Source organism: Flavobacterium sp. (genome assembly GCF_035292545.1).
In the GTDB taxonomy this organism is placed as follows: domain Bacteria; phylum Bacteroidota; class Bacteroidia; order Flavobacteriales; family Flavobacteriaceae; genus Flavobacterium.
The window spans coordinates 33,140-46,741 of the sequence record NZ_DATDPV010000059.1; the positions used below are offsets into that span (position 1 = coordinate 33,140).

Sequence of the window (13,602 nt, forward strand, 5' to 3'; positions counted from 1 at the left end):
AACATCATGGAAACTACGAAAACAATTTTAATTACAGGAGCAGGTTCAGGATTTGGAGAAGGTGCAGCAATCGGTTTAGCACAATTGGGACATACAGTAATAGCTGGGGTTCAAATTTATCCGCAGGTAACAGCGCTTCGCGAAAAAGTAAAAGCGCTTGGACTTGAAAAAAACCTTAGAGTGGAGAAACTGGATATCTTAGATCAATATGACGTGAAAAATGCGCTTACATGGGATATTGACATTTTCTTTAGTAATGCCGGTATCGGAGAAGCTGGACCTGTATTTGAAATGCCAATGGATTTAGTAGAGAAAAATTTTCAAACCAATGTTTTTGCTCCATTAGCCATTTCTCAAAAATTCATCTCTAAATGGATAAAAGCAGGTAAAAAAGGAAAAATTGTATACACTTCTTCAATGGGTGGTTTGTTTACTCCGGCTGGTTTTGGAATCTATGTTTCTACTAAACATGCTCTTGAAGCCATAGCCGAAGCCTTGCAACAAGAAGTTAAACCATACAACATTCAAATCCAAACCATTAATCCTGGCGCTTATCTTACCGGATTTAATGAAACTATGGCCGATGCTCCTTTCCGTTGGATGGACGACGAAGTGAACTTCACTAAAAAAGCCGACTTAAGAGCAACTTTTGACAGCTTACTTGGCACACCAGAAGGAACACTTGATGCCTCAGAAATGATCAATGCCATGATTGAAATCGTTCCTAAAGAAGAAGGTAAATTTAGAAATGTAGTGCCTCAATTTGTGGAAGACATGCTAAAAGAGCACCAACTGAATGCTTGGGAAAATAGAATCTAAATAATACTAAAAACTGGAGTTAAACACTCCAGTTTTTAAATCCCAAAAACAAAAGAGCAAAAAATATTTTCTGATAAGCAATGTTTGAAATTCATAAAAACAGCTCTTCTTTTCCTATAATCCAATAGATGATTTCTACGCAACTTTGTCTTATCAATAACAATTAATATTATATAAAATGAAAACTCAAAAAACATGGTTCATTACCGGAGCTTCAAGAGGCTTGGGACTTAACGTTACCGAAGCAGTATTACAAACAGGCGATAATGTTGTAGCAACCGTTCGTAAAAACCCAGAGGAACTTGCTGCAAAATTTGGAAACAATCCAAATCTTCATGTGGTTACAATGGATACCACTAATGAAGAACAGACAATAGCTGCAGCGGCATCCGCCATAGCAAAATTTGGAAAAATTGATGTATTAGTTAATAATGCAGGTTATGGATTATTATCTGCTGTTGAAGAAGCTACAGCAAAAGAAGTATTTGATAATTTCAATGTAAATGTATTTGGAGTCCTTAATACTACCAGAGCAATTTTACCTTACATGCGCGAGAGACGTTTAGGTCATATTATTAACATCTCCTCTGTAGGTGGATTAAGTGCTTACTTTGGCTGGGGTGTATACGGTTCGACTAAATTTGCTATTGAAGGAATCACAGAAGCACTGGCGCTGGAACTTGCTCCATTAGGAATTCATGCAACAGTAGTGGCGCCAGGATTTTTCAGAACAAATTTTCTAGATGAATCCTCCCTAACAAGAACAGCGAATGTAATTGAGGATTACAGTGAAACGGTAGGTGAAATGAGAAAATTTGCAACAATCGCAAACAATAATCAACCTGGAGATCCTAAAAAATTGGCTGCAGCATTTATAAAATTAGCAGCTTCGGAGAACCCTCCTGTACACCTTCCTTTAGGTTCAGACAGTCTGGAACGTTTTAGAACTAAAACAAAAGACTTTGAACAGGATATCGCTAACTGGCATGATACGATAATAGGAACTGATCATGATGATCGTTCTAAATAATCTTTAAAACCATAGAGAATGAAAGCAATAATCAAATATTGCATTGTGGCAACTTGAGGAAAGTTTATAAGACAATAAACTAGTACTGCAGTGCCAACTCTCGTACCCGGATATGTAGTACTTGTCGAATGAGGAGGCAAACATGTCCGGGTTTCCCTAATAATAATCTATATGCACTTCAAATTGTATTGACGGAAACTTAATCTTATCAAAATCTGTTTTTAGGATCAAAAAAATCTAACTTTGTTTTTATATAAAATACATCGATGTTTAAAGTCTTCGAAGATTACTTAAGCGAAAAAATCAGCCTCAGCCCTCAGGATTTTGAATTGATTCAATCTGTTGCGGTAATTAAAAAGTTACGAAAACACCAATATTTATTGCAAGAGGGCGATATCTGGACCTACAAGGCTTTTGTCTGCCAGGGATTGCTGCGAAGCTTTCGTACAGACGATAAAGGAGTGGATCATATTATTCAATTTTCAATTGAAAACTGGTGGGCGGGAGATATTGAAAGCGGTTCTTTGGGCCATCCTTCCAAAAACAACATTGAAGCACTTGAGCCAACTACCCTGCTGTTGTTTTCAAGTAAGGATTTTGAAATGTTGGAAACCAAAATTCCAGTTTTTAAGGATTTTGTAACGGCCTTAATTTCGCAAAGCTATATTGCTTCCCAAAACCGGGTTCACGATAACATAAGCATGAATTCTGAAGAACGCTATTCCAAATTTCTTAAGACGTATCCTCAAATCGCCAATCGGGTTCCACAGCATATGATTGCTTCTTACCTGGGAATATCCGCCGAAACGCTGAGCAGAATTAGAAAACAAATCCAAAAGAAATAAATTCGTCTTGACATTTGTCAATGATTTTTTCCTTCAAATGTCAATGGAGGGAGCGTCCTGTTATATCGACCTTTGCCCTGTTAAATCAATATTTAAAATTTAATAGAAATGGAAAAGAAAATCTTTATCACAGGAACGAGTTCAGGCTTTGGAAAACTAATGACCAAAACTTTGGCCGCTGAAGGTCATACCTTAATTGCCGGGATGCGGGGCACTCAGGACAAAAACAAGGCCGTTGCGGAAGAATTGTCATTATTGGCGAATGTAGAAGTGGTTGAAATTGATGTGGCTGATGATGTATCGGTCGGCTTGGCCTTTGAAAAAACGCTTGCGAAATATGGGGCGATCGATGTCTTGATTAACAACGCAGGGGTTACAGGTTATGGTTTGTTGGAATCTTATTCGCTGGACAAAATCAGGGAAATGTTTGAAATCAATTTTTATGGGGTTTTGCGCACGTATCAGGCGGTACTGCCGGGTATGCGCATGGAAAAAAGAGGTTTGGTAATCAACATCACTTCGGGTGCGAGTGGCCATACCTTACCGTTTATGATTCCTTATTTTGCTTCAAAATTTGGCGTTGAAAGTATTACCGAGGGCTTGCAGGAGGAATTGAAACAATTTAATATTGAGAATGTGACCATCCAGCCGGGCGTTTATCCAACAGAAATGACCGATGGCAGCAAAGCCGGACTCTCATCAGACAAGCCTGAAATCACCCTGCAGTATGGCGAAAAGGCTGCTCAGGATTTTAATGCTCTTGGCACTGGTTTATACCGTAAGTTGACCGAATTTAAAATGAATCCGCAGACAATTGCAGAAGGTGTACTGGCTTTGATTAATATGCCGGACGGTAGCAGACCCCTTCGTTACCCACTCGATGCTATTGCACAGGGAACTGATCATGAATTCATTAATGCAAGAGCTGAAATAAAATCTCGCTGGCTCGATAAATATATGAGCTAATTATCAATCGCTTTTTGGCAAATTGAATAAAATAAAAATGAACGTGGTTCGTTATGATGCAAAATATAGTGAATTACGTTCCTTTGATTCAAAAAACGAAGAATTCAATTGACGAAATCCTCAATAAATACAAAACAAAAAAATAAATAGAAATGAAAAATAAAACATATGAAAACGGCGGTTTGGCCTCCTTTTCACTTTATAACATTGCCTTTACCGTCTCTAGTATTGAGCAATCCATTAAATGGTATCAGGACGTTTTTGGCTTTAAATTAATTAGCCGAACCACATTTACAATTCCTGCCGGCTCGGCAGAGGTTGCTTTTATTGAGCATGGGGGGCTTCGGCTTGAACTTTTAGAGGTTCCAGATTCGAAGCGAATTGATGCCCTTTTTGCAGAAGCCCCACATCACCTTAATGTTATAGGAAACAAAACAATTGTGTTACAAGTTGAAGATGTCGCGGCGGCAACAAGAGAACTCGAAGAAAAAGGAGTGACATTTGTCTGGCGTGAACAATATTTGGTCGGTGACCAAATGTTGTGTACAATGATTCAGGATGTTGACGGAAATAAAATCAACATTTTTCAGACCAATACCATCATTGAAGATAAAAAAAAATAGAAAGTATTTTGACTCCGGACCAAATAGCGCCGAAACATTTAGAACTTTGGAACGAAAGCGATAATCAAATTCTAAAAAAAGATTGGATGAACTTTATGATGACACCATAACGGTTATGGATCCGGTTTTTAAAATTACAGGAAAAGAAAAACTTATCGATTTTATTATTGACTTACAAAGTAAACATAAGGATTATTTATTTAGTATCGGTGGAAAAGTAAATTATCATAGTGCCTATTATTTGATAAAAGAAAGAGGAGTTAGTCCAAGTGAAGCTTGTATGGATGCAGGATTTAAAAATTACTCCCATTTTTCTGTTTCCTTTAAAAAAACATTTGGAATGTCGCCATCGTTTGCTTGAAAAAGTCTTATCTATAAAAAATTCCCTCTCAGAAATGAAAGGGCATTATAATTTTATTCCTAAGATTAAATTACGTGCTGTGCTTCTTAATAATTCTTATGAGTACTAACTAGAAAAACCAGTCAAATTGACCACCACCTTCAGAGCAAACTGACCACCTAATTTCGGGACAAATTGATCATTAAAAACTACTCACTTTTTCATATTGTTAGCAGCATACATTCGTTAAAAAAACTAAAGATTATGAAAAACAAAATAACAGACATGAATAAAATTAGAAAAGCACTTAAATTCTATTTAAAGGAAAAATTAAGTTGTTCATAAGTAATCATTTATCCCTTTATAGAAATACCGTAAAGAGATACATTTCTTTAGGATTAAGTTTTGAAGTAACTAACAAAAAACAGATGCCGATTTAGAACTTTTGTTCTCACGCACTACTGTGAAATCAATTATTACTAAACTGCATATTCTTTATGTTTTTTTTTCCAAAAATGGAACAGGAACTGAAAAAGTTGGCTCTGCTCTACAACATATGTGGGAGCAATATATTGCCATAAATCCTAATGGCTACAGGAACTCAAAATTTGGCTATCATTATAAAAAACGAGCTAAACGAGTCAGTACAATGATGCACACAAATCACAAAGCTAGTGATGAAATGTATGTGGATTATGCCAGAAAAACGTTCTCTCTTTACTAATGAAAATCCGGCAAAAATAAAAGAAGGACAGTCTCTTGAATAGCCATATTGGGAGTCAGTCAAAATTTGGCCTGCTCAGTCAACAAAAAACGGCCTTCTAAGTCAAGTAATCTGTTGACATTCAGCATGTATTTGTGCTATTAAAAATTTATAAAAGACAATATGAAAATAATAAATCAAATTTACGTAGATGGCGCTTTTATTGAGCCACACGGCAAGGAAACACAAGATCTATATAACCCAGCGACAGGAGAAAAAATTGGAATAGTTCATTTAGGTGATGAAGTAGATACTTATTTGGCAATTGAAGCCGCAAAGAAAGCTTTTTTAACTTTTTCAAAATCAACTCTACAAGAGCGTGGCGAAATTTTAAAGCGTCTTTATGATGCTATCATGGCAAATGAGGATAAACTTAATGAAACGGCTGTAGAAGAATATGCCTCTCCAATATCAGCTACCAAAGGAAGAACGCATTATGCAGCTCAAATATTCCTTGATACTAAACTAGCTATGGAAGGCTTTGAATTTGAAAAACAACTCGAACACGCAACTATTGTAAATGAGCCTTTGGGCGTTGTAGCTGCTATCACTCCCTGGAATGCTAACTATACCCATATCTGCGGTAAGCTTGCACCGGCTATTGCTACAGGTTGTACTATTGTAATCAAACCTAGTGAAATAAGTGCCTTACAAACACAAATTCTTGCACAATGTTTTCATCAAGCAAATGTTCCTAAAGGCGTAATTAATATTGTAAACGGGACTGGTCCTATAGTTGGTACTGTTATGACTGAACATCCCGATATTGCAGTTGTAACTTTTACAGGATCCACTCAAGTAGGAAGATTAATTGGCCAAAAGGCTGCAGAAACCATGAAAAGGGTTACACTTGAACTAGGAGGGAAATCTCCAAATATAATACTCGAAGATGCTAATCTTCAGCAAGCAATTTCATTAGCATTGTCTATAGGTTTCAGTAACAGTGGTCAGGCTTGCCACGCTGGAACAAGAATTATTGTACCTGAAAGCAGGTTAGAAGAAATCAAAACTTTAATTATTGAAGGGGTAAAATCTATTATGATTGGAGATCTATGGAGCGCTGAGTCTTACATTGGCCCGATGGTGAGCAAAAAACAATATGATACGATTCAACGTTACATCAAGTCAGGTTTGGATCAAGGTGCAGAAATCCTTATTGGTGGACTTGGTCATCCTGAAGGACTTGGCGGATTTTATGTTAAACCTACTGTTTTTGTCAATGTAAAACAAGATATGATAATTGCAAAAGAAGAAATTTTTGGTCCAGTACTTTGCATTATAACCTATAAAACAGAAGATGAAGCCATAAAAATTGCAAACGATACCATATATGGCCTTTCAGCTTACATTAGTTCAGAAAATATTGAGAAAGCAAAAAAAATTGCTCGCCAAATTATCTCTGGAAGAGTCCTTATCAACACTGCTGTAAATCGAGAATCTAAATCCCCTTTTGGAGGATTTAAACAATCAGGAATCGGAAGAACTTCATGGACATACGGATTAGAAGAGTATCTAGAACCAAAAGTAATTGCTTAACTATCTCCTTTAAAAATAAACTATAGTCACTTGTAATACTAAATATCCGGATAATAGAAAGATTGTACCAAAAAGATTTTTGGTACTAAAGCTCAAATAAATTTATTTTAAATTAGCAGAATTTAGATGCCCAAGAGCCAAATAATTCTGCTTAAATTTGTAATATCATCAAAGATTTTTTATAAAATGATAGCGCCAAACATACTTTATTCTTGTTATGTAAATCGGAATTTGTCAAATTAACAATTCATCTCTGAACACATTTTTTTATACCAATTCTCAGGCTCGCTGATCATTAATGATGCGAATAAAGAATACTCTGTAAAAACCGGAGAATTTTGTCTGGCAAAAAAAAACTGCTTGGCAAAATACATAAAGTTGCCGCCAGAAAATGGAGAGTATAAAACAATATCAGTACGTCTGGACCAAACTTTTTTAAAAGCTTTTAGTAAAGAGTATGGATATATGGCAGACCAAACAGCTAATAAAAATGCGGTTATCAAGATACAATCAGAACCACTGCTTATAAACTATATAAATTCCCTTTCTGCTTATTTCGATCTTAAAGAAGTTGAAAATGAGCAAATACTACTTTTAAAAACAAAAGAAGCTGTTTTATTACTTTTGAAAACAAATCCCGAGCTAAAAAATATATTATTTGATTTTAGCGAACCAGGGAAAATAGATCTTGAAGCTTTCATGAACCGCAACTTCCAGTTTAATGTACCAATGTAACGTTTTGCGTATATGAGCGGTAGAAGTTTAACCACTTTCAAACGCGATTCTAAAAAGATCTTTAAAACTTCTCCGGGGAGATGGTTACTAGAAAAACGGCTGCAACAGGCATATTATCTCATAGTAAAAAAGGACAAAAACCATCTGACATTTACCTTGAAGTCGGCTTTAAAGATATCTCGCACTTTTCGCGCTCTTTCAGTAAGCAATTTGGCTCGGCTCCTTCAAAGATTCTTTCAAATCTATAAATGAAATAATTTTTTAAATTTTTATTGAATAGTTTGTTTTTTTAATTAATGATTCCATTAATTAAGATTTCATTTAGTACCACATTCCTAATAAATAGATAATAACACAATATCTCTTTTCTTCTAACCTATTCGTTTTTAAAATTAGATTAATTGCAAAAACACCAGCCTATTATTGGCTGGTGTCTCATTTAGAACTAATGATTATACCTAACTAATTATGCATTCAATTGAGCAGAAAGAGTTATAGTTGTATTCAATAATTTTGAAACCGGACAAATCTCTTTGGCTTTTTGAGCCGTTTGTTGGAATTCTTCTTCTGAAATTCCGCCAATTTTTCCATTTAATTCTAAATGAATCAGTGTGATGGTTCCGTCTTCAAAAGTAACTTTAGCTTCTGTATTCAAATCTTCAGGAACATATCCTAATTCGCTTAGCAGAAAACTCAACTGCATGGTAAAACAACCTGAATGAGCCGCAGCTAAAAGTTCTTCGGGATTGGTCCCTACTCCTTCTTCAAAACGGGTTTTAAACGAATATTGAGTATTTTCTAAGGTTGTACTTTGTGAACTGATGGTTCCTTTTCCTTCCATTCCGGTACCCTTCCAGTTTGCTATTGCTTTTCTAGTAAATTTCATGATTTTAAATTTTAATATTTATAAATTAGTTTAACTTTTCTTTTAAGGCCTCAACAGCTTGTTTAATGGCAGCTCTTGGAGCCGGGGTATTTGTAATTGGGTTTAGCATAACAAAGTCATGAATGGTTCCAATGTATCGTGTCGCAGTTACTTTGACACCGGCAGCATTTAATTTTTTTGCATACGTTTCTCCTTCGTCACGCAAAACATCATTTTCAGCTGTGATTACTAAAGCCTCAGGCAAATCTTGCAACTGTGCAATATCAGCTCGTAGTGGCGAAGCAGTAATTAAATTTCGGGTTGCTTTATCAGGAGCATAAGCATTCCAAAACCAAATCATGGCGTTAAGTGTCAAGAAGTGACCATTAGCAAATTGTTGGTACGAAGCAGTTTCAAATCCGGCATCTGTAACAGGATAAAACAATAATTGAAAATCAATTTTTGGTCCTTTTCTTTCTTTTGCCATTAGTGTTACCGCAATTGCCATGTTACCTCCTACACTGTCTCCTCCAACAGCTAATTTAGCTGGGTTTAAACCTATTGAAGCTCCATTTTCTTTGATCCATTTTGTAGCGGCATACGATTCTTCATTCGCAACTGGAAAACGTACTTCTGGAGTTGGCGTATAATTCACAAATACAACCGCAACGTTAGCGCCTACAGCTAATTCTCTTACCAATCGATCGTGTGTAAAAGCATTTCCTAAAATCCAACCCCCTCCGTGAAAATACATCAAGACCGGTAATTTTTCTTTGCTGCCTTTTGGTTTTACAATTCGAATAGAAACTTTTCTAGTATCCTGCGTTATGGTTCTTTCTTCAATATCTACTGGAGCCAATTTGTAATCTCCGGTTTGTGCTCCTATTAATACTTTACGGGCGTCTTCAATTGAAAGTTCATAAATTTGTGGTCCCGCATTACCATGGACTGCTTTCAAAAATTCACGAGTGTTTTTTTCAACACCAAAATTTCCTGATAATGAGGTATCAACTTGACTAACCGCCAGCGTAACATTAAGTAATGTAAGTGCTGATAAAAATAATTTTTTCATCGTTTTACTATTTTAAATTAATTGTTCTAATTTGATAGGACAAAATTATAGCAAGAATATTCATAAATCAAATTAATAATTTTTTACCTTTATAAAAAAATCGTATAATCATGACCATTCAACAATTAAAATATATCATCGCTTTAGATGCTGAACGCCATTTTGCAAGAGCAGCAGATGTATGCATGGTTTCGCAACCGGGGCTGACTATTCAATTAAAAAACCTAGAGGAAGAAATTGGAATAAAAATATTTGACCGTACAAAAGTTCCTTTGACACCTACGCTACTTGGACGTGAAATTATTGCCCGAGCAAAAAAAATAATACGGGAAGTTGATGAAATCAGGGACTTTGTTATTACTGAAAAAAACATCTTGGAAGGTGAAATAAAATTGGGAGTAATATCAACGCTGTCTCCTTATTTGATTCCGCTATTTATTAAAGCCATGAGAAAATCTGCTCCGAAAATGAATTTTATCATCAAAGAAGCTTCTACTGTCCAACTCATGGAAGATTTAGAAACCGGAGCAATTGACATTGCCTTAATGGCAACACCAACAGGAAATCCAAATCTTAAAGAGCATATCGTTTTCAATGAACCTTTTGTGGCCTATTTGCATCCCGACCATCCTTTGGCGAAAGCTGAATTCTATGAAATGTCACACAATGACAAAAAAGAATTATTGCTACTACAAAATGAATATTGTTACAATGCACAACTTTTAGATATCTGTGAAATAAAAGACACCCAGAAAATTAAAGAACAATTCACTTATGATATCAGTTCCATTGAAACACTAAAAAATTTGGTAAGAGCCCAACTTGGACTGGCTATTATTCCTGAATTATCTATTATTAATGAAACGGAAAAAAGTTATTTCAAACCTTTAAAAGACCCAAAACCTGTTCGAGAAATAAGTTTGGTTGTGACAGATACCTTTTCACGTAAGTTATTACTGGAAATCATGAGTAAGTCCATTTGGGATTTCCTGCCGGAATCGATGAAGGAAAATTTCAGCTACCGAAAGATTCAATGGAACGATTCTCCGTATTTTATTAAAGCTACAAAATCATAATTTAAAATGCATTTTATATCATTTTTAAATTAAAAAACAGTATTTTTCTCTTTTAATTCTGTCCTCTTCACTAATTATGATTGCCATATTTTGGTTGTTAACAAGCTAAAGTGTTTGAAAGTATTACCCAAATATCTTTGTTAGCAGTTTTTCTATCTTTAAAAAAAAACACTAGTACTTAAATAAACATTTTTACCTAGAAATTATTATAAAAAAAATTTAAGCTGCACTTCATAAACTAACTCGTTAATTAGAAATTTTCTAAAAAATTGGTCAGTCAAATGACGTGATCCTTTTGAACAATAAGCATTTCTTCAATTTTATTGTTTATTACTTTCTTAATTTCATCAAGTGGATTGTTGCCTTCGTAAATCTCAAAACCTGTTTAAAATCTGTCGGCAAACAATGCGGATAAATCTCTAAGCTATTTTTCTGTTCCTTTTGTCTTTTCTTTCGGTTTCGACAGGTAAAAAAAAGTTATACTTGTGTTTTCGTTGTCAATTAATTTTAGAAACTTATTAAGTTCTAATAAATTCAAAGGGTGTTTTTCTGTTACTGCAACAAATATATTTTTGTGCGAAAAAACCTCTATTTCTTTCGGCATTGCAACAACAATGTTTTTTGCGTTGTCAATTACCTGAAGTGCTACGCTTCCAAGAAGTATTTTTTTTTTTTTAAAACCCCGTTCCTTTCAGACCAACAAAGATTAAATTTTCATAGGGTTCTGCTAATAACTCAGGCAAAGTTAGTTGCAGATTACTTTCCGAAACATAATAAGATACTTTAACATTTGGTGGAATTAGTTCCTCTACGAGTGCCTTTAATTTTTGCAATGCTACGTCATTATCGTGTTCAGCTATGCTTTTACTGCTCTCAAAGTCGGCTAATCGAGGTGTTAAAACTATGGTTTGATGAACCATTAAATTTCCGCTCTATTTGAATATGTAGCAAATCTAGAGTTTGTTTTGTGACTTTCTCTTTTTCGAGTTTCAAAACATTCCTCAATTTATTGGTAAAAATCCATCGTTCATTAAGGATAGATTTTCCGGTGCTTAAAGTGATGGAATCTTGTTTGTTCGAGATCTTAGCAAAGATGGGACTTTCACCATTAATTTTAGTCTTTTCAGATTTGATGTAAAAAATGATTTTTAGCATGATTTTTAGTTTTTTAATTAATTTATAAATAGACCAAAAAACTTCTGCAATACCCTTATTTCTCGGGGAATTCCCGGGGAATATTTCGATTTAGTTACCCTATTTTATTTTAAAAATCGAAGGGTAACTAATAGGGTAACTAATAGGGTAACTAATAGGGTAACTAACTTATGCTACAATATGTGTGTTTTGACATATTCGTAAAAAAAGAAAAACCCTTTAAACAGTGATGTTTAAAGGGTTTTGATTCTTAAAGTTTCTTTTGAAACTTTATCCAGCGGAGAAAGAGGGAGTTGTATCCTCTATCAAAACGCTGATATACAGTATAATAATTTACAAATTGTATTAGGGTAACCGATTTTACCCCCTTTATAATCGTGATGAATTCTATTAAATTGTGATTAGTAAATATACGGAATTATGGAGAAAAATGCAAAGAATTTTTCACTCAACCAGACTAAAAAATGAATAGGTTATTGAACAAGTTATTAGTCAGGTCAAGTTCAAAATTTGAATACCTAAGCATAATATTTAACCAATAATAAGCGGCTCCACTTGTTCATATTTTAAACTGGTGTATTGGCAAAACTCTTCTATGCTTACAAACTCTTTTTCGAGCTTGTTAAGTTCCTTTCTGATGTTTTGTAACAATCTAATGCTTTGACGATAACTCTTTCCGGTAATGCGTTGTATGTCCTTCGGATAGATACACAACCTCTTATTTTCTGTTTTCATACACTATCTATAGCTTTGAGTGGGCTTTGACTTACTTGAAACTCCTGAAATCCAATTTATTGGACTGAATAAAATTAGTAAAAAATTGCTTTTGTACAGAAGCAGCAATTTACTGCTATTTAACAAGGGTATTAATCGTCATTTATGTCGATTTGTGCCATTTGTGTCACTTAGTGACGTATGGGATAGTGTTGGCTTTTTTATTTGGTTTTATTGGCTAAAATTTGTTTTGAAATCAATCGGGAAATGTTGCAACGTGGATATGATTGAGGGTGTTTTTAAATTATTTCAAATTTAAATTTTAAGAATTATGGCAAGACAGAAAGGCATAATTAAATTGAAAGGTACTATCGGGGATATTACTTTTTATAAAACCCAGGACGGGCATCTTGCTCGTGAGAAGGGTGGCATTGACGCCAGCAGAATCAAGAGTGATCCTGCGTTTCAGCGAACACGTGAGAACGGTTCTGAATTTGGAAGAGCCGGTAAGGCCGGTAAGATTTTGAGAACGGCTTTGAGAGCATTGCTTTTAAATTCTGCTGATGGCAGAATGGTGAGCCGACTAACTCAAGCGATGGTGAAAGTGATCCAGGCGGATGTAACAAGTGTGAGAGGATTGCGAAATGTGATTGATGGGGAAGCCGAATTGCTTGCCGGCTTTGAATTCAACATTAGAGGAAAATTGGGGACCAGTTTATTTGCTCCGTTTGTGGGAGCGATTGACCGTGTTACCGGGGAAATCAGTGTGGATCTGGCACCCTTTGTTCCTGCGAACATGATTGCCGCTCCAAGCGGAACTACCCATTTTAAAATCATTTCTGCTGGTGCTGAGGTTGATTTTGAGGCTGAAGTTTTTGTTGCTACCAATTCGGAAACCGCCATTCTGCCCTGGGATGCTACTCCAACGGTTGCTATTAGTCAGACCAATATGGTCACTGCAAACAGTACCAAACCTTTGTTTTTGGCTTTGGGCGTGGAGTTTTACCAAGAGGTAAACGGGCAAATGTACCCATTGAAAAATGGTGCCTACAACCCATTAGCT

14 protein-coding genes are annotated in these 13,602 nt (G+C 35.3%); 11 read left to right on the forward strand and 3 right to left on the reverse strand.

Going from position 1 to position 13,602, the window contains the following annotated elements:
* Nucleotides 1-6 precede the first annotated feature (6 nt).
* The 9 genes from VI621_RS10145 to VI621_RS10185 all read left to right on the forward strand — a co-directional run bounded on the left by VI621_RS10145 (nt 7) and on the right by VI621_RS10185 (nt 7,905).
* Entirely contained in the window at nt 7-819 is an 813-nt protein-coding gene (locus VI621_RS10145; protein ID WP_324218271.1) for an SDR family oxidoreductase, read from the forward strand.
* Between the two features lie 223 nt (nt 820-1,042).
* Complete coding sequence (locus VI621_RS10150; protein ID WP_414655492.1) at nt 1,043-1,849, forward strand: SDR family NAD(P)-dependent oxidoreductase; 807 nt, start codon at nt 1,043-1,045, stop codon at nt 1,847-1,849.
* A 266-nt stretch (nt 1,850-2,115) separates the two neighbouring features.
* A complete protein-coding gene (locus tag VI621_RS10155; RefSeq protein WP_324218273.1) occupies nt 2,116-2,694 on the forward strand; it encodes a Crp/Fnr family transcriptional regulator in 579 nt (192 codons plus the stop codon).
* A gap of 108 nt (nt 2,695-2,802) precedes the next feature.
* Nucleotides 2,803-3,660, forward strand: coding sequence for an SDR family oxidoreductase (locus tag VI621_RS10160; protein ID WP_324218274.1), 858 nt, complete (start codon nt 2,803-2,805; stop codon nt 3,658-3,660).
* A 152-nt stretch (nt 3,661-3,812) separates the two neighbouring features.
* Nucleotides 3,813-4,283: a VOC family protein gene (locus VI621_RS10165; protein ID WP_324218275.1), complete on the forward strand. Its 471-nt coding sequence runs from the start codon at nt 3,813-3,815 to the stop codon at nt 4,281-4,283.
* An 82-nt stretch (nt 4,284-4,365) separates the two neighbouring features.
* Nucleotides 4,366-4,644, forward strand: coding sequence for a helix-turn-helix domain-containing protein (locus VI621_RS10170; RefSeq protein WP_324218276.1), 279 nt, complete (start codon nt 4,366-4,368; stop codon nt 4,642-4,644).
* A gap of 865 nt (nt 4,645-5,509) precedes the next feature.
* Nucleotides 5,510-6,922 carry an aldehyde dehydrogenase family protein gene (locus VI621_RS10175; protein WP_324218277.1) on the forward strand — a complete coding sequence of 471 codons (1,413 nt, stop codon included), beginning with the start codon at nt 5,510-5,512 and terminating at the stop codon, nt 6,920-6,922.
* Nucleotides 6,923-7,216: 294 nt separating this feature from the next.
* The gene (locus VI621_RS10180; protein ID WP_414655494.1) at nt 7,217-7,657 is read left to right on the forward strand and encodes a hypothetical protein; all 441 of its coding nucleotides are present in this window, start codon (nt 7,217-7,219) and stop codon (nt 7,655-7,657) included.
* 80 nt (nt 7,658-7,737) lie between these two features.
* Entirely contained in the window at nt 7,738-7,905 is a 168-nt protein-coding gene (locus VI621_RS10185; RefSeq protein ID WP_324218279.1) for a helix-turn-helix domain-containing protein, read from the forward strand.
* Nucleotides 7,906-8,123: 218 nt separating this feature from the next.
* Here VI621_RS10185 and VI621_RS10190 read toward each other — a convergent pair whose 3' ends face one another.
* Both VI621_RS10190 and VI621_RS10195 read right to left on the reverse strand, forming a co-directional pair.
* On the reverse strand, nt 8,124-8,543 hold the full coding sequence (locus tag VI621_RS10190; protein ID WP_324218280.1) for an OsmC family protein: 420 nt from the start codon (nt 8,541-8,543) through the stop codon (nt 8,124-8,126).
* A 25-nt stretch (nt 8,544-8,568) separates the two neighbouring features.
* Nucleotides 8,569-9,594 carry an alpha/beta hydrolase gene (locus tag VI621_RS10195; RefSeq protein WP_324218281.1) on the reverse strand — a complete coding sequence of 342 codons (1,026 nt, stop codon included), beginning with the start codon at nt 9,592-9,594 and terminating at the stop codon, nt 8,569-8,571.
* A 110-nt stretch (nt 9,595-9,704) separates the two neighbouring features.
* On the opposite strand from VI621_RS10195, the gene VI621_RS10200 reads away from it, so the two are divergent.
* Complete coding sequence (locus VI621_RS10200) at nt 9,705-10,670, forward strand: hydrogen peroxide-inducible genes activator (protein ID WP_324218282.1); 966 nt, start codon at nt 9,705-9,707, stop codon at nt 10,668-10,670.
* A gap of 674 nt (nt 10,671-11,344) precedes the next feature.
* On the opposite strand, the gene VI621_RS10205 is transcribed toward VI621_RS10200, so the two are convergent.
* Nucleotides 11,345-11,590 (reverse strand): hypothetical protein, encoded by a 246-nt coding sequence (locus VI621_RS10205; RefSeq protein ID WP_324218283.1) that lies wholly within the window; start codon nt 11,588-11,590, stop codon nt 11,345-11,347.
* 1,280 nt (nt 11,591-12,870) lie between these two features.
* Here VI621_RS10205 and VI621_RS10210 point away from each other — a divergent pair.
* Nucleotides 12,871-13,602 (forward strand): hypothetical protein (locus tag VI621_RS10210; RefSeq protein WP_324218284.1); only part of this gene is annotated, 732 nt, incomplete at its 3' end.